The sequence below is a fragment of the Microbispora sp. NPDC049633 genome (genome assembly GCF_040675265.1).
Lineage (GTDB): Bacteria > Actinomycetota > Actinomycetes > Streptosporangiales > Streptosporangiaceae > Microbispora > Microbispora maris.
Genome location: NZ_JBFAOO010000011.1, coordinates 11,780 through 33,017, shown reverse-complemented (window position 1 = coordinate 33,017; position 21,238 = coordinate 11,780). Strand labels below are relative to the sequence as shown.

The window sequence follows — 21,238 nt, the reverse complement described above, 5'->3', positions numbered from 1 at the left end:
TCAGGGTTCGGAGGCCGGCCGGGCGGCCGGACGGCTCCCGGCGCCCGCGGGGGTCTCCTGCTCCGCGGGCCTTCCATCCGGCCGGTTGCGCCGCTCGGTGGAGACCACCAGCGCGACCCCCACGACGATCAGGCCTCCCGCGACGAGCATGGCCGCGGTGACCGGTTCCGACAGGATCGCCGCGCCGAGGATCACCGCCACCACCGGGTTCACGTACGCGTAGGTGGACACGAGCGAGATCGGGGCGTGGCCGAGCAGCCAGATGTAGGAGGTGAAGCCGACCAGGGAGCCCACCAGCACCAGGTAGGCCAGGGCCGCCCAGGACTCCCAGCTCACCGCGCCGAGATGCAGTCGCTCGCCCTGCGCGGCGCCCATGACCAGCAGCGCGGCGCCGCCCACCGCCATCTCGATCGTGCTGGCCACGAACGGGTTGGCCGGCATCGGGATCCGCGGGGACAGGAACGACCCCAGCGACCACGACACCGAGCCCAGCAGCACGACGGCGACGCCTGCCCCGCTGCCCGACGCGCTGCCGCCGTGCAGGGAGAGGAAGGCGACGCCGGCGAAGCCGACCAGCACCCCGGCCAGTGTCAGCACGTGCGGCCGGTCGCGGAAGACAGTCCTGAGCACGATCAGCCACAGCGGGGTCGAGGCGACGAGCAGCGCGGCCAGGCCGCTGGAGATGTGCTGCTCGGCCACGGCGACCATGCCGTTGCCCCCGGCGAGGAGCAGGAGCCCGACGAGCGCGGCGCCGCCGAACTCCTGCAATCTCATCCTGAACGGCACGGCCCTGACGAGCAGGACCCCGCCGAGGACCAACGCCGCCGCGACGAAACGGAGTCCACCGCTCGTCATCGGCGGAAGGGTACGGATGGCGATGGCTATGCCGAGGTACGTCGAGCCCCACACCACGTACACGGCCGCCAAGGCCAACCACACCCGTACGTCATGACCGTTCCGTTCCATGGGTCATGACAATAGAGCGTCGCTTCCGGACGCCGATTACCGGTTCAGCTTCTCCACGATGAGCCGGTAGAGCTGGCGCGGCCGGCCCGGCTGGGGAGTGCGGTTCGGCGGAAGCGGCCACGCGAGTCCCTCGTCAACCAGCGTGCGCAGCAACCGCCTGGCCGTACGCGGGGTCACCCCGAGCATGCGCCCGGCGCCCTCCGCGTCCACGACCGTGTCCCCGCCCTCCAACTTGGCGGCCAGGCGCGCCAGCACCTCGACCCCCTTGGGCTTGATCGGCCCGCCGGGCTGGGGCGGCATCCGGGGCGGCGGCACCAGTGCGCGGCCCTCCCTGTCGACCGCGAAGCCCTGCGGCTGCTTGCCGCCCTGGGTGCGGGCGAGCGCGCCCCTCGCGTGCGTCTCGGCCTCGTGCGTGGTGCGGCCCATCCCCACACCCACCTCGACGGCCAGGCCCAGCTCCTCGCGGATCCTGGCGGCGAACGGCAGGATCCGGAACCCGTCCGTGGCCGTCGCGATCGAGCCCTTGGTGGCCACCACCAGGTAGCTGTGGTCGTCGATCGGCCACACGCTCGCGTTGATCCGGTTGGCCTCCTGCACGAGCAGGCGGTGCAGCGACAGCCGCAGCTCGTCACGCCAGTAGCGCGGCGCGGCCCGCCGAACCGGTTCGCGCAGCGTCGGCACCTCGACCAGCACGACCGTGAGCTGCGACTCCTCCAGCCGGTGGCGTGCGCCGAGCAGCGCCGCCGTGTGCAGCGCCGTGCGTACGGCCGCGGAGGTCGGCCGTATCGGCACCACCGGCACCCCGGCGGAGGTCAGCCGGTCGGCCACGCCCTGGACGCAGGTGAGCGCGCCCGTCGTGGCCCCCTGGCGGAGCAGCCGCTCGTGGAAGGCCGTGATCGTGCCGACCGGACCCGGCTCGTCCCGGCTGTGCACCTCCCCCGAGGAGAGGTTGAGGTCCGCGTACGCCTCGTCGATCTCCGGCCGCCCGAGCACGTCGACGCTCACCCGGCGCGGATCGATTCGCTCGTCCAGCGCCGCCCGCGCGATCGCCGCCACGAGCGCGGCCCCGCCGAGCTGCACGTGCGTGGCGGGCATCGTCAGCACCCCGGCCCGTCGCGCGAGCTCGAAGGGCACCGGGCTCGCGAACAGGCACGCGTCCACACCCGGACCCAGCCGGGTCACCTTGTCCGCCGCCTCCTGCTCGTCCCGGTACGCGGCGGCCACCAGCCGGCAGGGCACCGGGGCAGCCGAGTGCCCCATGAGCATCACCCGCTCGACCAGATCGTGCGACCCCACCACGCCGATGGTGAGGTCGGGTGTCACCGTGCCCAAACGTGACCCGCGCGGAGTGTCTTCCGTGCGCTCCACCAATGTTCGTCCCATCCCACGTCGCCCTCGTTGTTGTGGCTTCTCTTTGGAACGATCGCTGGTTAAGGCCGTAATGTCACGCCCAGATTTACCGGAATACCATTCTGGGTAGTCCCGGCGCTTCCGTAATTCGGACGGTCTCTCCTGGTCAGGGCATTAGTAAAGGTTTCCGGACTCAGCCCTCGTCCGAAGTGGAAATTTCACGCACCACATCTGCGCCGAGCGCCTGCATACGCTGGGCGAGCGCGGCGTGCCCACGGTCGATGAGATATCCGGACCCGATGGTCGTCTCGCCCTCGGCGGCGAGACCGGCGAGCACGAGGGCGATTCCCGACCGCAGGTCGTGGGCCGTCACGTCGGTGCCGCGCAGCGGCGTCGGGCCGTGCACGACCGCCCGGCTGCCCTCGACCTCGACGTTCGCGCCCATCTTGTTCAGCTCGCCCGCCAGCGCGAAGCGGCCGTCGAAGATGCGCTCGTGGATGTAGCTGGAGCCCTCCGCGAGGCAGGCCACGGTCATCAGCGGCGACTGCAGGTCGGTCGCGAAGCCGGGGTAGGTGTCGGTGATGACGTTGATCGGGCGCAGCGGCCGGTCGCGGCGCACCTGCAGCACGGCGCCGTGCTGCTCGAACTCGACGCCCATCTGCTCCAGCTTCCACCGGACCACGCCGAGGTGCTCCAGCGATGCGCCGACCAGGCTCACCTCACCGCCGGTGATCGCCGCGGCCATCGCGAACACGCCCGCGTCGAGCCGGTCCGGCATGACCGTGTGCTCGACCGCGCTCAGCTCGTCCACGCCCTCGACCGTGATGAAGCCCGTGCCGCCGCCGCGGATGCGCGCGCCCATCCGGGTCAGCATCGCGATGACGTCGAGCACCTCGGGTTCGAGGGCCGCGTTCTCGATGACGGTGGTGCCCCGCGCCAGCGCGGCGGCCATGATCAGGTTCTCGGTGCCGGTGTGCGACGGGGTGTCGAGGTAGAGCGGAGCCCCGACCAGGCCGCCGGCCTTGATGTGGATGACGGCCTCGCCCTCGTCCACCATCGCGCCCAGGCGCTTGTAGCCCAGGTAGTGGAAGTCGAGGTTGCGGCTGCCGAGGTTGCACCCGCCGACGCCCTCGATGATCGCCTCGCCGAGGCGGTGGAGCAGGGCGGGGACGAACAGCACCGACCCCCGGAACCGGCGGGCGATCTCCGCGGGCAGGACCGGGCTGGTCAGGCGGGAGGCGTCGATGACGAGCGTGCGCTCGCTCTCGTGGAACTCGACCTTCGCGCCCACGGCCTCGGCGAGTTCGACGGCCCGGCGCACGTCCTCGATGACGGGCACGTTCCGGAGCACCGTGCGGCCCTCGGACGCGAGCAGCGCCGCCCCGATCATCGGCAGTACGGCGTTCTTCGCGCCCTGGATGAAGGCGGTTCCACGCAGTACATTGCCACCGCGCACGCGGTAACGGACCATGGGTTCGACTCCTATGTATGGGGGAAAGGCGGGGGACTCCCGTCAGCCGGCGGCCGAGTCGTCGGCGAGGACGATCGGCCTAGAGTAGCCGCTGTGCCGGGAGTTTCGGGGGTGGAACTACCCCCGGAACGCGGGGGGGAACGGGTCACTTGAGACTACTTGTGTGACCTGTGTGATTCAGCCGCGGAAGCGCTCTCCGGTGAGCCGTTCGTACGCCTCGACGTAGCGGCCGCGGGTGCGCTCGACGATCTCGTCGGGCAGCGGCGGGGGCGCCTCGCCGGACGACCTGTCCCAGCCCGACTCGGGGGACAGCAGCCAGTCTCTGACGAACTGCTTGTCGAACGACGGCTGGGAGCGGCCCGGCTCCCACTGGTCGAGGGGCCAGAAGCGGGAGGAGTCCGGTGTCAGGACCTCGTCTCCCAGCGTCAGCACGCCGTCGGCGTCGAAACCCAGCTCGATCTTCGTGTCGGCCAGGATGATGCCGCGTTCCAATGCGATCTCGGCCCCGCGGCTGTAGACGTCGAGGGTGATCCGGCGCAGCCGCTCGGCCACGTCCCCGCCGACCTCCGCCACGACCTCCTCGTACGTCATGGGCTCGTCGTGCTCGCCCATGGGAGCCTTGGACGACGGCGTGAAGATCGGCTCCGGCAGTCGTGAACCGTCGGTGAGCCCCTCCGGGAGCCGCACGCCGGAGACGACGCCCTCCCTGCGGTAGTCCACCAGGCCCGAGCCGGTGAGGTAGCCGCGTGCCACGCACTCGACCGGCACCATCCGCAGTCTGCGGCACAGCACTCCGCGGCCGGCGAACTCCGCCGGGACGTCGGCCGAGACCACGTGGTGCGGGACGACGTCCTTGAGCTGCTCGAACCACCACAGCGACAACCGGGTGAGGATCTCCCCCTTGTCGGGGATGCCGGGTTCGAGCACGTAGTCGAAGGCCGAGATGCGGTCGGACGCGACCATCAGCAGCAGCCCGTCGGGGGTCTCGTAGAGGTCGCGTACCTTGCCGGAGTGCAGGTGCTTCACAGTCCCATCTTCCCAGCTCTTCACCGCGACTTGAGCAGGGGGAGAGTACGCAGCCGCGCGTCGACGTGGCCGGCCACGAACGGGGGGACGGGACACTCTCGCAGCACCGAGGACCACGAGGAGGTCATGGCCTCGGCCGTCGCCGACACCGCCGCTGTGACCTTTTCCTCGTCGGCGCCCACGGTCCCGGCGAAGCGGCGGAAGTGATCGAGCGTGATGTGGGACGTGTCGTTCTGCTCGCCTACCGGCAAGGTGAGGACATCCCTCCTGAAGGCCTCGTAGGAGGTGACCGAGACGAAGTCGTAGGCCGGCGAAAGCCTGCGACTCCGCCCGTCGGGATACCGCAGCACCAACCGTTACGCGGACATCACCTATCGTCAGCGGTCAGGAGGACGCGGCGGCCAGGGCGATGTCGGAGCGGTGGTGGGAGCCGCGCAGCGTGATCTGCTCCAGGGCCTCGTACGCCCGCGCCCTGGCCTGGGCGAGGTCCCCGCCCGTGCCGACCACGTTGAGGACCCGTCCGCCGTTGGACACCAGCCGGTTCTCCGCGTCGAGGGACGTGCCCGCGTGCAGCGCGTACGCGCCATCGACCGTCACCGGCAGCCCCGCGATCGGGTCGCCCTTCACCGGGTCGGCGGGGTAGTTCTCCGCGGCGAGCACCACGGTCACGGCCGCGCCGTCACGCCACCGCAGCGGCGGGTGCCCGGCGAGCGTGCCGGTCGCGCACGCCAGCAGCAGCTCGCCGAGCGGGGTCTCCAGCCGGTCGAGCACGACCTGGGTCTCCGGGTCGCCGAACCGAGCGTTGAACTCGATCACCCGGGGGCCGGCCGAGGTCAGCGCCAGCCCGGCGTACAGCACCCCCGCGTACGGCATGCCGCGCCGGGACATCTCGGCCACGGTCGGGCGCACGATTTCTTCCATGACCCGCTCGGACAGGTCCTCGGGCGCCCAGGGCAGCGGGGTGTAGGCGCCCATGCCGCCGGTGTTGGGGCCCTTGTCGGCGTCGTAGGCCCGCTTGAAGTCCTGAGCCGGCTGCAGCGCCACCGCGTCCGTCCCGTCGCACAGCGCGAACAGCGACACCTCGGGACCGTCGAGGTACTCCTCGATGACGACCCGCCCGCACGCCCTGGCGTGCTCCAGGGCCTCCTCGCGGCTGTCGGTCACGACCACGCCCTTGCCCGCGGCCAGGCCGTCGTCCTTCACGACGTACGGCGCGCCGAACTCGTCGAGCGCCGCCGCGGCCTCGTCCTCCGTGGTGCAGGTGTACGCGCGCGCGGTCGGCACCCCGGCGGCGGTCATCACGTCCTTCGCGAACGCCTTGGATCCCTCGATCTCCGCCGCCCGCGCCGACGGCCCGAAGCAGGCGATCCCGGCGTCCCTGACGGCGTCGGCGACGCCGGCGACCAGCGGCGCCTCGGGACCGATCACGACGAGGTCGGCGCCCAGCCGCTCCGCGAGCGCGGTCACCGCCGCGCCGTCGGTCGCCGTGACCTGGTGCAGGGTGGCCACGTCGGCGATGCCGGCGTTGCCGGGAGCGCAATGGACCTCTTCGACGGCGGGGTCGAGCCGCAGGGCCCGGCACAGAGCGTGCTCACGACCCCCGGAACCGATGACAAGTACGCGCACCCGTCCATTGTCGCAGTGTTCGGCCGCCTCCCGTTCTCAGGCGTCGGCGCGGACCAGTTCCGGACTGCCCTTTAGGGGCATGCGGTGCTGCCCTGTTTGGGTGGGGATACACACCGATGGCTAGTTTGTTCGGGCTGTTTTTGGCAAGAAGTGCATGATCGACGGCACTTGACGCGGGTACTCTGGAAAAGCCGCCGAGCGGCAATGTGCTAGGTTGGATAGGCTTCGCGCTGTCTCGTGGCGATTGGAGGTGGTCTGGGATGAATTCTGGTGATCCCGTCAGTACGTGCTCGCGCACGTACGTCGTGCGCATTCCCGACCACTCCGAAACTGAAGCCCGAGGGGCAGCTCACGCCTGCATGAAGGGGTGACATCACGTCGCGCGTAGAGCGTGCCGGCTCGGGCGGGAAGGGACCGCCATGCGCTCCTCTCTGCTCTTTCCCCGCATCAACAGGCACACCCGTGTGCTGCCCACGCACATCGGCGCCGCGTCGGTGAACGCCGAGCCCGTCGTCCGCTGCGTGCCGCCGAGCAACTCGCTCGTCGAGTTCGGCGCCTACGTCGCGGGCAAGAAGGTCGCCGCCGGTGGCATACCGGAGGCCGTGCGGCTGGTCCGCGAGCACAACGAGACCAGCGAGATGCCCGACGCGTACGTCTGGGTCGGTCTGCACGAGCCCGCCGCGCCCGAGGTCGAGTGGCTGGCTGAGGTGTTCGGCCTGCACCCGCTCGCCGTCGAGGACGCCATCAAGGCCCACCAGCGACCCAAGGTGGAGCGGTACGGCGACTCGCTGTTCGTGGTGCTCAAGACCGTCGAGTTCCTCGATCACGAGGTGTCGGCGGCGAGCAGCGAGATCATCGGTACCGGCGAGATCATGGCCTTCGTCGGGCCCGACTTCGTGGTGACCGTACGGCACGGCCGCTACTGTCCGCTGGGCGAGATCCGCGAGAAGCTCGAGTCGAAGCAGAAGCTGATCAGCCGTGGTCCGACGGGTGTCCTGCACGCCATCGCCGACCACGTCGTGGACAAGTACCTGCACGTCGCCGACCTCATGCAGGCCGAGCTCGAAGAGGTCGAGGCGGCCGTCTTCGCCGAGGTCAGCTCCCGCGACATCAACAGGATCTACCAGCTCAAGCGCGAGATGCTGGAGCTCAAGCGGGCGGTCGGACCGCTCCTGACCCCCTTCAACGCCCTTCCCCAGCGGCGCAGCATCCCCTCCGAGATGCGTGAGTACTTCCGCGACGTCGGCGACCACCTGTCCCGCGTGTGCGAGCAGGTCCAGGCCTCCAACGAACTGTCCGACTCGATCCTCCAGGCCGCGCTCGCGCGCTCCAACGCCCTCGCGAACGAGGACATGCGCAAGATCTCCTCGTGGGTGGCGATCATCTCGGTCCCCACGATGATCGCCGGGATCTACGGGATGAACTTCGACCACATGCCCGAGATCAAGTCCGTGTACGGCTACCCCGTCGTGCTCGGCGTGATGGTCGTCGCCTGCACGCTCCTGCACCGCGCCTTCCGCCGCAACGGCTGGCTCTGACCGGCCCTTCCCCCGGGACGCGCCCCGAGGGCGTGCCGTCAGCCTCGGCCGCACACGCGCGTCCCGGTGGGCGTCTCCTCCTCCCCGCAGGACGCGCGTACGCCGGATCAGGCGGCGGCATGTGCCGTCGGACGGCGGCACATGCCGTCAGACGGCGCGGCCGGCCTTCAGCAGGGCCGCGGTGCCGGCGACGCGGCGGGCCTGGTGACGGGCCGCCTCCAAGGACACCTCGCCGGGTGCGCCGTCACCGGCCACGTGCGAGGTGCCGTACGGGTTGCCTGACCTGAACTGGACGGGGTCGGTGTAGCCGGGGGGCACGATGATGCCGCCCCAGTGATAGAAGGTGTTCCCCAACGCCAGGAGGGTGGATTCCTGCCCGCCGTGAGCCGTGTTGGAGGCGGTGAAGGCCGAGTACACCTTGTCCGCGAGCTTGCCCTGGTACCACAGCGGACCGGTGGTGTCGATGAACGCCCTGAGCTGGCCGGCCGGGTTGCCGAAGCGGCTGGGGGTGCCGAACAGCACCGCGTCGGCCCACTCCAGGTCGCCGTGGACGGCCTCGGCGACGCCTGCGGTGTCCCGGAGGTGCGCGGCCCACTCCGGTCGAGAGTTGACGGCCTCCGGTGGGGCCGTCTCCGCGACCTTGCGCAGCCGCACGTGTGCGCCGGCCTTCTCCGCGCCCTCGGCGGCGGCTCGCGCCAAGGCGTGCACTGTGCCCGTGGCACTGTAGTAGACGATCGCGACGTTCACGGGTTCCACCATCGGTAGCCCTCTCCTCGGGGTGGGTCTCAGCGGTACGACGACGCACCCCCTCGGGATGTGAGGCGACGCCGTGACCTCACATTCGGGCGGAATGTCTCGTCGAACCGAGTGAGGACGGACGAGACCAAGGGGGCCGGCGACACCATGACGATTCAGTCCGAGCCGGGAGGGCTCGACCCGAGCCTGCGGGTGATCATGAGTGAGCGGCGCCGGCTGCTCAACCTCGCCTACCGGCTCCTCGGCTCCCTGGCCGACGCCGAGGACGTCGTGCAGGAGACCTACGCCCGCTGGTACGCCATGTCGCGGCAGCGGCAGGAGGCCGTCGAGTCCCCCGGCGGCTGGCTGACGACGGTCGCCGGTCGCATCTGCCTCGACCTGCTCGGCTCGGCGCGGGTCCGGCGGGAGCGCTACGTGGGGGAGTGGATTCCCGAGCCGCTGCCCGACCCCGCGGAGTGGATCGACGGTCGGCCGGGCGGTGCCACGGCCGACCCGGCCGACCGGGTCACCCTGGACGAGTCGGTCAGCATGGCGTTCCTCGTCGTGCTCGAGTCGATGACCCCGGCCGAGCGGGTCGCGTTCGTCCTGCACGACGTCTTCCGCTACTCCTTCGCCGAAGTGGCCGAGGTCGTCGGGCGCACCCCGGCGGCCTGCCGCCAGCTGGCCTCCTCGGCCCGCCGCCGCATCCGCGACGCGCGGGCCCCCGCGACCCCGGCGGCCCGGCGCGCCGGCGTCGTGCGGGACTTCAAGCAGGCGTGGGAGGCCGGGGACATCGACGCACTCATCGGCCTTCTCGCCCCCGGCGCCACGGCGACCGGCGACGGCGGCGGACTCGTCAGCGCCGAGCGGCGGCCGGTCGAGGGCGTCGAGCGGATCGCGCGGTTCTTCGCGGAGCGGGCCGGTGCGGTGCCCGGCGTGACGATCCTGGAGCGTACGGTCAACGGCCAGCCCGGTCTGGTGGCCCGGCAGGACGGCGTCACCGTGTCGGTGATGGCGTTCGACGTCGCGGGCGACCGGATCACGCACATCTGGGCGGTGCTCAACCCCGACAAGCTCAGGCCGTGGACGACGGGCTGACAGCCACGGAATGCGGCGTGGGTGCGTACGCTTCATGACCGCAATCATGAGCAATCGGTCATTGCGGTATGTCAGATGATGTTGTTAGGTGGGGGGAGCGGGCCGCTCGACACATCGACCGTTTCCACTCTCGCAGGAGCGTGTCATGACAGAGGCGACACCCCGGTTGGCGACTTTCCCCCTGGCGCGCGAACGCGCCTTCGACCCACCGGACGAACTGGCGCGCCGCCGCGACGAGGCGCCGGTCCAGCGGATGACGTACGCGGACGGGCACGAGGGCTGGCTGGTGACCGGCTACGCCGAGGCGCGCGCGATCCTGGCCGACAGCCGCTTCAGCACCCGCCCCGAACTGCTGCACTCGCCGATCCCCCAGCGCGGCGAGTTCAACAAGGAGCCGCTGACCCCGGGGTTCTTCCTGCGCATGGACGCCCCCGAGCACACCCGCTACCGCCGCCTCCTGACCGGCCAGTTCACCGTACGGCGGATGAAGCAGCTCGAACCGAGGATTCACGAGATCACCGAGAGCCGGCTCGACGCCATGGAGCGCGAGGGCGCCCCCGCCGACCTCGTCGAGTCCTTCGCGCTGCCCATCCCCTCGCTGGTGATCTGCGAGATGCTCGGCGTGCCGTACGAGGACCGGGAGAAGTTCCAGCGCGACTCGGCGGTGCTGGTGAACCTGGACTCGTCGATGGAGGACGTCCGGGCGGCGGTGCAGGACCTGCTCTCCTATCTGCACGGCCTCGTCGAGCTGAAGGCGAAGGAGCCGGACGACGACATGCTGAGCGGTCTGGTCGCGGGCGGGGAGCTGACGACCGAGGAGCTCGGCGGCGTGGCGCTGCTGCTGCTCATCGCGGGGCACGAGACGACGGCGAACATGCTCGGCCTCGGCACGTTCGCGCTGCTGACCAACCCCGGACAGCTCGCCGTCGTGCGGGACGATCCGGCCGCCGTCGACAACGCGGTGGAGGAACTGCTGCGCTACCTCAGCATCGTGCACATCGGCCCGACCCGTACGGCCCTGGAGGACGTGGAGGTCGGCGGTGCGCTGATCAGGGCGGGCGAGTCGGTGACGCTGTCCCTGGGGGCGGCGAACCGGGATCCCGAGCGGTTCGACGGCGGTGACAGCCTCGACGTGACCCGGCCGGCGCACGGGCACCTGAGCTTCGGGCACGGCATCCACCAGTGCCTGGGCCAGCAGCTCGCCCGGATCGAGATGCGTATCGCCTATCCCGCCCTGCTGCGCCGCTTCCCCAACCTGCGCCTGGCCGTGCCGGCGCGGGAGGTGCCGCTGCGCGCCAAAATGGCGATCTACGGTGTGCACCGCCTGCCGGTGCTCTGGTGAGGAAAGTCGCTGGGGGAACGATGAAGATCAAGGCGGACACCGGCCGGTGTATCGGTGCGGGGATGTGCGCGCTCACGCTGCCCGAGGTGTTCGACCAGAGCGAGGAGGACGGGACGGTCGTGGTGCTCGACGCCGAGCCCCCGGCCGCCCTCCGGCCCGCCGTGAACAGGTCCGTCCAGCTCTGCCCGTCGGGGGCGCTCTCCGTCGAGGAGTGAACGCGTGGAGGAATGAACGCGTGAAGGAGTGAACGCGCGCGACACGCTGGGCCGGGTGACGCTCAGCGACTTGACGGGCACGATCCGATGCTGTTGGCTGGTAATCGGCTGTGCAAGCCATTCTTGTGGGTGACCCTGGAGCCCCGTCCCGGCCGTCGAACGGCGCCGGGGCGGGGCTCTTCCCCTGTCCTGGAGACGCTCTGTCTCAGGCTCCGACCGTCCGCAGCGGGGTCACGGGCTCGGGCAGCGGCAGGCCGCGGGCCTTCCACAGGCGGCGCATGCGGTCGGGGTAGTCGGTGACGATGCCGGCCACGCCCATGTCGATCAGGCGGTCGGCCTCGTCGGGCTCGTTGACCGTCCACACCACGACCGGCAGGCCCTGCCGGGCCGCCCCGGTCATCAGCGCGTCGTCGACGAGCACGCGGTCGGGGGACAGCGTCGTCGCCCCCACCGCCGCGGCCGCCGCCGCGAGGTCGCCGCCGGCCTCGCCGAGGCGGATGCCGTTCATCCAGGCGGGAGTCATCGTGTCGCGCTCGACCAGGGCGTAGCGCCGCTCGACCATCGGCCTGGCGATCTCAAGGATGCGCCAGTCGAAGCTGAGCAGGGACGCCCTCGACAGCCGGTCGTGCCGGTCGAGTTCGTGCACGACCTCCTCGACGAACCGGCGCGGGTCGGCGCACAGGTCCGGACGGGTGGGGTCGGATTTCAGCTCGACGTGGAGGCGCACGTGGTCCGCGCCGAGCGCGCCGATGAGGCCGAGCACCGCTCCGAGCGTCGGCATCCGGGTGTCCGGCAGCGGCACCTGCGTGAGCGCGAAGCGGTCGTCCGGCCGCTCCGGCAGCCGTACGCCGACGTCGAGGGTCCGCAGCTGGGGCAGCGTGAGCGCGATGATCGGCTTGCCGACGTAGGGGAACATCTCGTCCCCCGGCGCGGCCATCCCCGTATCGGCGCTGGTCACCGGGGACACGTGCAGGTCGTGGGTGAGCACGAGCTGCCCGTCCGCGGACATGGCGACGTCGAACTCCAGCGCGTCGACCCCCAGCTCCAGCGCGAAGGCCAGGCCGGGCAGGGTGTTCTCGGGCCTCAGGCCCCGGGCTCCGCGATGCCCGTGCAGCTCAACGAATCCATGCACAGCGGCGTACCTTACCGCCTCGGCCGTACGCGGCCCGGAACCCTCCGGTTCCGGGCGCGTACGCCACGAATCATCAGATGAGGGGACGGATCTGGATGGTCTGGGTCCGGCCGGGGCCGACGCCGATGGCCGAGATCGGGGCGCCGCTCATCTCCTCCAGCGCCCTGACGTACGCCTGCGCGTTCGGCGGCAGGTCGTCGAACGTCTTGGCGCTGGTGATGTCCTCCTGCCAGCCGGGGAACTCCTCGTAAATCGGCTTGGCGTGGTGGAAGTCGGTCTGCGTCATAGGGATCTCGTCGTGCCGGACGCCGTCGACGTCGTACGCCACGCAGACCGGGATCCGCTCCAGGCCGGACAGCACGTCGAGCTTGGTCAGGAAGAAGTCGGTCACGCCGTTGATCCGGGTGGCGTACCGCGCGATGACCGCGTCGAACCAGCCGCAGCGGCGGTTGCGGCCGGTGGTCACGCCGTACTCGCCGCCGGTCTGACGCAGCCAGTCGCCCTGCTCGTCGAGCAGCTCGGTGGGGAACGGCCCGGAGCCCACACGGGTCGTGTACGCCTTGAGGATGCCGATGATCCTGGTCAGGCGGGTCGGCGGGATGCCCGAGCCGGCGCACGCGCCGCCCGAGGTGGGGGAGCTGGAGGTGACGAAGGGGTAGGTGCCGTGGTCGATGTCGAGCAGCGTGCCCTGCCCGCCCTCCAGCAGCACGACCTTGTCCTGGTCGAGCGCCCGCGAGAGCACGAGCGAGGTGTCGGCGATGTGCGGGCGCAGCCGCTCGGCGTAGCCGAGGTACTCCTCCAGGACCTTCGCCGGGTCGAGCCCACGGCGGTTGTAGATCTTGGTGAGGATCTGGTTCTTCTCGCCCACCGCGGCCTCGATCTTCTTGCCGAGGATGCCGGGGTCGAGCAGGTCCTGCACCCGGATGCCCATGCGGTAGATCTTGTCGCCGTACGCCGGGCCGATGCCGCGGCCGGTCGTGCCGATCTTGGCCTTGCCGAGGAAGCGCTCGCTGACCTTGTCGATGGCCTTGTGCTGGGGCATGATCAGGTGCGCGCTGGCGGAGATCAGCAGCCGCTCGCAGGAGATTCCCCGCTCGGCCAGCCCGTCGATCTCGCTCAGCAGCACGCCGGGGTCGACGACCACCCCGTTGCCGATGACCGGCACCACGTCGGGCGACAGCACACCCGTCGGGAGCAGGTGCAACGCGTACTTCTGGTCGCCGATGACGACGGTGTGGCCCGCGTTGTTGCCACCCTGGTAACGCACGACGTAGTCGACGTCACCACCCAGCAGGTCGGTGGCCTTCCCCTTGCCCTCATCGCCCCACTGGGCGCCAACGAGAACGACAGCCGGCATGGTCTAACTCCCGCACCAAGACGAAAGCCCCTGACGCAAGCGCGCAGGGGCCTCTTGCACACAGAGACTACCCGAGGGGCATGCCGCGGGTGAACGCGGTCTTAACTCGCGAGACGGGGACCCCGGCCGGGGCTCCGTGTACGTAAGTCCGTCAGTGATCGGCCATCAGTGGTCGGCCGTCAGTGGTTGGCCGACAGGGCCTCCGCGGCGGCCGTGCTGCTGTCACGCAGGAACTGGGCGCAGCGCTCGGCCTCGTCCTTCTCGCCGATGGCGTTCGCGGCCCGGGCGAGGGCGTTCAGGCAACGCAGGAACCCCTGGTTCGGCTCGTGCTCCCAGGGGATCGGCCCGTGGCCCTTCCAACCGGCCCGGCGGAGCTGGTCGAGCCCCCGGTGGTAGCCCGTACGCGCGAAGGCGTAGGAGGTGACGGCGTGGCCCGCCGCGAAGTAGTCGTCCGCCAGGGCGCCCCAGGCCGCGGAGTAGGCGGGGAAGCGCGCGGCCACGTCGGCCGCCTTGGCGCCCGACTCGAGCATCTGCCGCGCCTCGGGGTTGTCCGGCAGCAGGGTGGGCGGCGGGCCGGCAAGGAGGTTCTCGTGCGTTTCCATGTGGACAGTTCTACCTGCCGAACACCCACAGGGGTATGGGCCGCCCGGCGGGAACGGAGATCGATACAAGAATGGATCTTCCGTTCCCGCCTTTTCCCTGGTCCCACGCCCGGGACGGGTGGCACGGTCCCCGGCCTTCGCGGCCGGGGGAGGGCGTCACTTGAGCTTGGTGCCCGCGGACTTGAGCTGCTGGCACGCCTCGACGATGCGCGCGGCCATGCCGGCCTCGGCCGACTTGCCGTACGCGCGCGGGTCGTAGGCCTTCTTGTTGCCGACCTCGCCGTCGATCTTCAGCACGCCGTCGTAGTTGCGGAAGATGTGGTCCACGATCGGGCGGGTGAAGGCGTACTGCGTGTCGGTGTCGATGTTCATCTTCACCACGCCGTACGAGATCGACTCGCGGATCTCCTCCAGGGTGGAGCCGGAGCCGCCGTGGAAGACCAGCGAGAACGGCTTCTCCTTGCCGTACTTGGCGCCGACGGCGTCCTGGATCTCCTTGAGCACGCTCGGGCGCAGCTTGACGTGGCCCGGCTTGTAGACGCCGTGGACGTTGCCGAACGTGGCGGCCACGATGTAGCGGCCGCGCTCGCCCAGGCCGAGGCTCTCGGCGACGGCCAGCGCGTCCTCCGGCGTCGTGTAGAGCTTCTCGTTGATCTCGCCGACGATGCCGTCCTCCTCACCGCCGACGACGCCGATCTCGATCTCGAGGACGACCTTGGCGGCGGCGGTCTTGTCGAGCAGCTCGGAGGCGATCTGGAGGTTCTCGTCCAGCGGCACGGCGGAGCCGTCCCACATGTGCGACTGGAACAGCGGGTCCTGGCCGCGCGCGACGCGCTCGGCGGAGATCTCCAGCAGCGGGCGGACGAACGAGCCGAGCTTGTCCTTCGGGCAGTGGTCGGTGTGCAGCGCCACCGTCACCGGGTACTTCTCGGCGACCACGCGGGCGAACTCGGCGAACGCCACCGACCCGGTGACCATGTCCTTCACGGTGGTGCCGGAGAGGAACTCCGCGCCACCGGTCGACACCTGGATGATCCCGTCGCTTTCCGCCTCCGCGAAGCCGCGCAGCGCGGCGTGCAGGGTCTGCGACGAGGTCACGTTGATCGCCGGGTACGCGAAACCGCCCTCTTTGGCGCGGTCGAGCATCTCGGCGTAGACCTCTGGAGTCGCGATAGGCATGCGAAGTCATCTCCTTCTGACGGTATGCGGCGTGGCAAGTATCCCGAAGGCCGAGCCGATCGGGAAAGCCGGGGCGGTTCAGCGCGCCGGAAAGCCGCGGTCATTCCGCGATTCACGGTTTTCCACAGCTCTGCCGCTTCTCAGTCTCATCTCATCGGGGACAGGTAGGCTCGCCCCGTGGACGTGCTCTTGGACCTTATTGACCCGAAGTGGTGGCTGAGCATGCTCGGCGCCTTCGCGACGATCGGCGTCATCGCCATCGTATTCGCAGAGACGGGGCTGCTCGTCGGGTTCTTCCTGCCCGGTGACTCGCTGCTGGTGACCGCTGGAATTTTCAGCACCGCGGCCGCCGCACAGGGATTCGGGATCGCGCCCCTGTCACTGCCCGCCCTGCTGGTCGGCGCACCGCTGGCGGCGATCGCGGGGGCGCAGCTGGGCCACTTCCTGGGGGCGAAGGTCGGCAGGAGGATGTTCGACAAGCCCGACTCCCGGCTCTTCAAGAGGGAGCACGTCGAGAAGGCGGAGTACTACTTCGAGAAGTTCGGCCCCGCCAAGGCCGTGGTCGCCGCGCGGTTCATGCCGATCGTCCGCACCTTCATGAACCCGGTGGCCGGCGTCCTGGAGATGGACGCGCGACGGTTCTTCGTCTGGAATGTCATCGGCGGCGTCGTCTGGGTCGAGGCGCTGCTGCTGCTCGGCTATTTCCTGGGCAGCAAGGTCGAGGGCATCGACAAGTTCATCCTCCCCGGGGTCTTCGTCATCGTCCTGTTGTCGATCATCCCGATCGTGCGCGAGGTGATGAAGAACCGCCGGGCGGCGGCCGCCGTCCCCAAGGGCCGCCACCACGCCGGCCGGTGATCTCCCCCCTTACGGGCGAATGACCTGCGGGAAGTGCTAACGCACAAGAAGTGACCGACGAGTACTGAGATATGCCTCACAACCGCTACCCTCCCGATTGTGGGACGCCACAGGTCTGATCCCCTCGGTATAGCCAGGCTGGCGCTGGTCGGCCTGGCGGTCGTGCTGCTGCTCGCCGTCGTCGTGATCGGCGCGAGGGCGCTGCTGTCCACGCTCGGATCGGAGGAGCCCGCGGCCGGCGCGTCCGCCACCCCGTCGGCGCAGCCCTCCGTCGAGCCCTCCACCGAGCCTTCCGCGCCCCGCGTGCCCACCGTGCGCGTGGTGTGCCAGGCCGACCGGTGCCCCGTGTTCGTCCGGGTGCCCGGGGGCGACGTGCTCATCGACCGGGACCTGGCCCGGGGCGAGCAGGCGTCCTACTTCCAGCCCGAGCTCGACGTCGTCCTCGACGACGCGAGCACGGTCCAGGTCTTCGAGAACGGAACCGTCAGGTCCCCCGGGCCGCCCGGCGAGCGGCAGGCGTTCAGTGTGAAGCGATCCGGGAATCAGTAAGCGACAGATCAGTGAGGGAGTAGGCGGAGCGATACGGCACACCGGTGGCGGCCAGCGCCTCGTCGCCGCCCCGGTGCACGATCGTCGCGATGCCCACGACCTGGGCGCCGGCCTCGCGCAGCGCCTCCACGGCGGTGAGCACGGACCCGCCCGTCGTGGTCGTGTCCTCCACCGCCAGCACCCGGCGTCCGGCCACGTCGGGGCCCTCGATCCTGCGCTGCAGGCCGTGCGCCTTGCCCGCCTTGCGCACCACGAAGGCGTCGAGCGTGCGTCCGCGGGCCGCCGCGGCGTGCAGCATCGCCGTCGCCACGGGGTCGGCGCCCAGCGTGAGGCCGCCGACCGCCTCGTAGCCCAGGTCCTCGGTCAGATCCAGCATCACGCGGCCCACGAGCGGCGCCGCCACCCCGTCGAGGGTGATGCGGCGCAGGTCGACGTACCAGTCGGCCTCCTTGCCGGAGGACAGCACGACCCGGCCGTGCACGATGCCCTTGTTCTTGATCTCGTCCAGCAGTCTCTCGCGGTCACTCATGAGGCTCAGCGTACGGCCGGTCGCGTCGTGCGGGCCGTACGGGTCGGGCGGCCGGACGCGGCGTGCGACGACTACGCAGAGTAAAGAGGTCTCAGCGGTTTAGCCAGGACACGGACTGCGGAATGTATCGCCGTGCAACTCATCGTAATCGCGAGGTCGCAATGCGTAGAGAAGTCCGGCATACCGACATGGAACTGCTCGAGGCCGTGCGGGGAGGCGACACGGCGGCCTTCGGAAGGCTCTACCGGCGGCACTCGGCCGCCGCGCGGTCGCTGGCGCGGCGGATCGCGCAGGGCGAGGACGCGGTGGAGGACCTCCTCGCCGAGACCTTCGCGAGGGTCCTGGAGGTGGTGCGGCGGGGCGACGGCCCCGCCTCCGCGTTCCGGCCCTATCTCCTCGCGTCGCTGCGCCGCTACGCCGCCACCGGAGTGGCCGACCTGGCCGACGGCGACTCCCTCTACGTGGATCCGGAACTCGCCGGGCTGGAGCGGTCGCCGCTCGCCCGGGCGTACCGCTCGTTGCCGGAGCGCTGGCGCGCGCTGCTGTGGCAGGTGGAGATCGAGGGCGGCAGGCCCGCCGACGCGGGCCCGCTGATCGGCCTGTCGGGCAGGGCCGCGGCCGACCTCACCCGCAGGGCCCGCCGGGGCCTGCGGGAGGCGTACGTGCGGCTGCATCTGGAGGACGGTCCCCGGGCCGAGTGCCGCCCGATCGTGTCGATGATCCTTCGCTATCTCGAGAGCGGGCTGCCCAAGGGGGAGGCCGCCGCGGTCGACGCGCACGTGGCCGAGTGCATCGACTGCCGGTCGGTCTTCCTCCAGCTGGTCGACCTCACGCAGGAGCTGCGGGCCGTCGTCGGGCAGCTGGTCGCCGGGCCGGCCGTGGACGACTACCTCGCCGACCTCGCCACCGCCACCACCACGCGCTCGCGGGCGTACGTCGGGGCGCGGGCTCGGCTGGAGGCGGCCCGCGACCACATCGGGGTGGTGAAGAGCCGCGCGGGCCGCCGCATGAGGAGGGTCCTGCGGGCCGCGCGGGACCGGCGGCGGGCGCACGAGCTGCTCCGAGGGGCGTGCGACCAGGCCCGGACGACGACTCGGCGCGCGTACACGATGGCCGGCGCGCGGCCGAGGGCGGCGTACGGCTGGGCACGGACGACGGCCCGGCGCGTGTGCGGGAAGGCGGGCGCGCTGCCGAGGGCGGCGTACGCCCGGGTGCGGGCGGCGCTGGCGCGGCTGTCCGCACTGGTGCGGAGCGTGCCGACGCCGCATCGGGCGGTGCTGGGAGGCATCGCCGTGGCCGGCCTCGCGACCGCCGCCTTTTTGCTCGTCGCGCAGCCGACGGAGATGCTGTCCGCGGGCGGCTACAGGGAACGCGCCCCGGACCGTCCGCGGCCCGCGGAGGGCGCCGCTTCTTCGCGGCCCGCCGCCGGTGACGCCGGACCCGCGCGGATTCCGTACCCGTACGACCGGCCGAGGCCGCACGCCTGGACGTCCGGGAGCGCTGCCGGCCAGCCGGGCGCGGGCATCGCGCTCGGCATGCCCGAGAGCGCCGGCAGAGCCGCCCCGGATACAGATCAGCGGTCACCGCGCGAGGAGACCACGGGTACGCCGCCCACCCGCGAACGCGCGGGTACGGATCACCCCGGCCGCGAGGGCGGTGGGCACACGACTGCCGGCGCGGGCGGCGGGGGACAGGCGAACCGGCGTCCGGCGAACGGCCGCCCGGTGGGGGAGCCTGACGCGGTCACGGCCCTCCCGCGCCGCGAGCGGGGTTCCGGCCACGCGGACGTTGCGCGGGGCCCGGTTCCCGAACGGCAACGGGTGCGGGGGCAGATCTCCCGGCACCCCTATCGGGAACGTCCCGAGCAGGCCCGTGCCCAGGGCGGCACCCGCGCCGAGGCGCGGGACGGCGCGCGGGCGGGAGCGCGGCTGGAGCCGGGGGCGACTCCTGACCGGCGCGAGGCACAGGCCCGCCAAGCCGCCACGGGACGCACCCCGCTCGCCCGGCCGGGCGGCTCGCGGACCGGGGAGCGCGGCCGTGAGGCCGGTGGGCATGCCCGATCGACTGGCGCGGGCCGGAGCGACACCGGCGCCCATAAGGCCGCAGGCAGCCCGGGGAAGGCCAAGGAGACAGAGAGCGGGAGGAAGGCGAAGGAAGCGGGGAGCCCGGGGAAGGCGAAGGACGCGCTCGCCGTCGCCGTCGATCCGCTCGGCGCACTGCTGCGCGGCCAGCCCGGGCTCGTCGCCGTACGGCTGCGCAACGCGGGCGACGCCGCCACCGGTGACGTCACCGCGACGGTGACCCTGCCGACCGGTGTCCGCTACCTGGGCCAGGACGGGCGTGGCGGGCGGGGCCACGAGGCGAAGCCGGGCGCCCCCGGGCAGGACGGCGGGCGGCAGAACGACGCGATGCAGAACGGCGCGGCGCGCGGCAGCGCGGGTCAGGGGCGCGCGGCGGGTGGGGACGCGGACCGCGCGCGGACGCGGAGCGGCGCGGGCGACGGCTGGTCGTGTGAGGAGTCGGGACGTCTGGTGCGGTGCGCCCGGGGCCCGCTCGCCGCCGGCGAGGTCACGGCGATCTTCCTGAAGGTGGCGGTGGCCGCGGACGCGCCCACGGGACGGGTGTTCACGGTGCGGGTGCGGGCGGGGCGGCTGGAGAGCACCGCCGCGTCGACCGTGGGAGTGCGTGCCTCGGGCGCGGCGGCGCGCTTCGCCGCGGACGGCCGCATCGCCGCGCGAGTCGTCGGTAACGTGCTCGTGGGCTCCGCGGCGTCGTCCGGCCCCTGCGGAGCGGCCTCGGGCGGGCGTGGCCGGAACCCGGGCGTCAGCGTGCCGTTCGACCTCGACAGGGACCCCTCGACGGGCACGTCCAGTTGCGCCGACCTTCACGTGCCGGCTGGTGGCGAGGTGCTGTGGGCGGGCCTCTACTGGGCGGGCGGCGGCCGGGGGGCGGTGCCCGCGCAGGACATCCGGGTGCGCGCGCCGGGAAGGCCCGGATACGCGACCCTGCACGCCGCCGAGGTAGCCCGGCGGGACCTGCCGGGGGGCTCCGGTTATCAGGCGTTCGCCGACGTGACCTCTCTTGTCCGTGCGGTCGGCGGGGGTCGCTGGTGGGTCGCCGGCGCCCCGGCGCGTGCGGGTACGGTCCGGCACTCCGCCTGGGGCCTGGTGGTGATGACCACGGACGGGCGGCAGCCGTACACGCGGGCGGTGGTGCTGGACGCCGCGGCGGTGATCGGGAACGAGGAGAGGGCCCTGCGGCTCCCTCTCGACGGCCTCGCCCCGGACGGCGCGCCCGCGCGGATCGACCTGATGGTCTGGAACGGCGAGGGGGTCAGGGCGGGCGTCGTCACCATGGGGGATCGCGAGGAGCGGCGCCGTCCGGGCGTCCTGGGCCGCGCGGACGCCGGAGGCGTCGCGGTCGACACGCTCCACGCCCTCCTGGGACCCCGTCCCGCGCTGCAACTCGCCACCAGACGGGACCCCGTCTTCTTCGGCGTCGCGGTCGTGAGCGCCCGGACGTGGTCTTGACATCCCCTGACTGGGAGGCCCGGCCGTCGCCGTCCGGCGTGTCCACGGACAAGCGGCTCATATCCGTCCGAGGGCAGCCGTGCGATAACAAATTGGTGGGAGGCGATACCTGGACAAACTGGTACGGTCGGCGTG

At 71.5% G+C, this 21,238-nt stretch carries 19 protein-coding genes; 7 read left to right on the top strand and 12 right to left on the bottom strand.

Translation table 11 applies throughout. The features are described 5' to 3' along the window. The 6 genes from AB0J39_RS05120 to purD form a co-directional block, all read right to left on the bottom strand. On the bottom strand, positions 1 to 966 hold the full coding sequence (locus AB0J39_RS05120) for an EamA family transporter (protein WP_363461998.1): 966 nt from the start codon (positions 964 to 966) through the stop codon (positions 1 to 3). A 36-nt stretch (positions 967 to 1,002) separates the two neighbouring features. Continuing rightward, the gene (locus AB0J39_RS05115; RefSeq protein ID WP_363462070.1) at positions 1,003 to 2,232 is read right to left on the bottom strand and encodes a transcriptional regulator; all 1,230 of its coding nucleotides are present in this window, start codon (positions 2,230 to 2,232) and stop codon (positions 1,003 to 1,005) included. Between the two features lie 277 nt (positions 2,233 to 2,509). Further along, a complete protein-coding gene (gene murA, locus AB0J39_RS05110) occupies positions 2,510 to 3,787 on the bottom strand; it encodes a UDP-N-acetylglucosamine 1-carboxyvinyltransferase (protein ID WP_363461996.1) in 1,278 nt (425 codons plus the stop codon). Positions 3,788 to 3,964: 177 nt separating this feature from the next. Further along, entirely contained in the window at positions 3,965 to 4,813 is an 849-nt protein-coding gene (locus AB0J39_RS05105; protein WP_363461994.1) for a phosphoribosylaminoimidazolesuccinocarboxamide synthase, read from the bottom strand. A 20-nt stretch (positions 4,814 to 4,833) separates the two neighbouring features. Further along, positions 4,834 to 5,064, bottom strand: coding sequence for a hypothetical protein (locus AB0J39_RS05100; RefSeq protein ID WP_363461992.1), 231 nt, complete (start codon positions 5,062 to 5,064; stop codon positions 4,834 to 4,836). A 133-nt stretch (positions 5,065 to 5,197) separates the two neighbouring features. Continuing rightward, positions 5,198 to 6,439 (bottom strand): phosphoribosylamine--glycine ligase, encoded by a 1,242-nt coding sequence (purD, locus tag AB0J39_RS05095; RefSeq protein WP_363461990.1) that lies wholly within the window; start codon positions 6,437 to 6,439, stop codon positions 5,198 to 5,200. 419 nt (positions 6,440 to 6,858) lie between these two features. On the opposite strand from purD, the gene AB0J39_RS05090 reads away from it, so the two are divergent. Further along, positions 6,859 to 7,977 carry a magnesium and cobalt transport protein CorA gene (locus AB0J39_RS05090; protein ID WP_363461988.1) on the top strand — a complete coding sequence of 373 codons (1,119 nt, stop codon included), beginning with the start codon at positions 6,859 to 6,861 and terminating at the stop codon, positions 7,975 to 7,977. Positions 7,978 to 8,124: 147 nt separating this feature from the next. Here the strand turns inward: AB0J39_RS05090 and wrbA are convergent, their stop codons facing one another. Further along, a complete protein-coding gene (gene wrbA / locus AB0J39_RS05085; RefSeq protein ID WP_363461986.1) occupies positions 8,125 to 8,736 on the bottom strand; it encodes an NAD(P)H:quinone oxidoreductase in 612 nt (203 codons plus the stop codon). 108 nt (positions 8,737 to 8,844) lie between these two features. Between wrbA and sigJ the strand changes: the two genes are divergently transcribed. The 3 genes from sigJ to AB0J39_RS05070 all read left to right on the top strand — a co-directional run bounded on the left by sigJ (position 8,845) and on the right by AB0J39_RS05070 (position 11,367). After that, positions 8,845 to 9,810 (top strand): RNA polymerase sigma factor SigJ, encoded by a 966-nt coding sequence (sigJ, locus tag AB0J39_RS05080; protein ID WP_363461984.1) that lies wholly within the window; start codon positions 8,845 to 8,847, stop codon positions 9,808 to 9,810. Between the two features lie 145 nt (positions 9,811 to 9,955). Continuing rightward, on the top strand, positions 9,956 to 11,152 hold the full coding sequence (locus tag AB0J39_RS05075) for a cytochrome P450 (RefSeq protein WP_363461982.1): 1,197 nt from the start codon (positions 9,956 to 9,958) through the stop codon (positions 11,150 to 11,152). Positions 11,153 to 11,172: 20 nt separating this feature from the next. Further along, on the top strand, positions 11,173 to 11,367 hold the full coding sequence (locus AB0J39_RS05070; RefSeq protein WP_363461980.1) for a ferredoxin: 195 nt from the start codon (positions 11,173 to 11,175) through the stop codon (positions 11,365 to 11,367). 205 nt (positions 11,368 to 11,572) lie between these two features. Here the strand turns inward: AB0J39_RS05070 and AB0J39_RS05065 are convergent, their stop codons facing one another. The 4 genes from AB0J39_RS05065 to fbaA form a co-directional block, all read right to left on the bottom strand. Beyond that, a complete protein-coding gene (locus AB0J39_RS05065; RefSeq protein ID WP_363461978.1) occupies positions 11,573 to 12,499 on the bottom strand; it encodes a glycerophosphodiester phosphodiesterase family protein in 927 nt (308 codons plus the stop codon). A gap of 73 nt (positions 12,500 to 12,572) precedes the next feature. Continuing rightward, positions 12,573 to 13,856, bottom strand: a complete 1,284-nt coding sequence (locus AB0J39_RS05060; protein ID WP_363461976.1) for an adenylosuccinate synthase — start codon at positions 13,854 to 13,856, stop codon at positions 12,573 to 12,575. A 179-nt stretch (positions 13,857 to 14,035) separates the two neighbouring features. Further along, a complete protein-coding gene (locus tag AB0J39_RS05055; RefSeq protein WP_363461974.1) occupies positions 14,036 to 14,458 on the bottom strand; it encodes a DUF3151 domain-containing protein in 423 nt (140 codons plus the stop codon). Between the two features lie 156 nt (positions 14,459 to 14,614). Continuing rightward, positions 14,615 to 15,637: a class II fructose-bisphosphate aldolase gene (gene fbaA / locus AB0J39_RS05050; RefSeq protein WP_363461972.1), complete on the bottom strand. Its 1,023-nt coding sequence runs from the start codon at positions 15,635 to 15,637 to the stop codon at positions 14,615 to 14,617. A 177-nt stretch (positions 15,638 to 15,814) separates the two neighbouring features. On the opposite strand from fbaA, the gene AB0J39_RS05045 reads away from it, so the two are divergent. Both AB0J39_RS05045 and AB0J39_RS05040 read left to right on the top strand, forming a co-directional pair. Beyond that, a complete protein-coding gene (locus AB0J39_RS05045) occupies positions 15,815 to 16,495 on the top strand; it encodes a VTT domain-containing protein (protein WP_363461970.1) in 681 nt (226 codons plus the stop codon). Between the two features lie 99 nt (positions 16,496 to 16,594). After that, complete coding sequence (locus AB0J39_RS05040; protein ID WP_363461968.1) at positions 16,595 to 17,044, top strand: hypothetical protein; 450 nt, start codon at positions 16,595 to 16,597, stop codon at positions 17,042 to 17,044. Here AB0J39_RS05040 and AB0J39_RS05035 read toward each other — a convergent pair. Then, positions 17,016 to 17,573: an orotate phosphoribosyltransferase gene (locus AB0J39_RS05035; RefSeq protein ID WP_363461966.1), complete on the bottom strand. Its 558-nt coding sequence runs from the start codon at positions 17,571 to 17,573 to the stop codon at positions 17,016 to 17,018. The two genes, AB0J39_RS05040 and AB0J39_RS05035, sit on opposite strands and share 29 nt — an antisense overlap. A 188-nt stretch (positions 17,574 to 17,761) precedes the next feature. Here AB0J39_RS05035 and AB0J39_RS05030 point away from each other — a divergent pair, with 188 nt between their 5' ends. Then, a complete protein-coding gene (locus AB0J39_RS05030; RefSeq protein WP_363461964.1) occupies positions 17,762 to 21,103 on the top strand; it encodes a sigma factor in 3,342 nt (1,113 codons plus the stop codon). Positions 21,104 to 21,238: the final 135 nt, after the last annotated feature.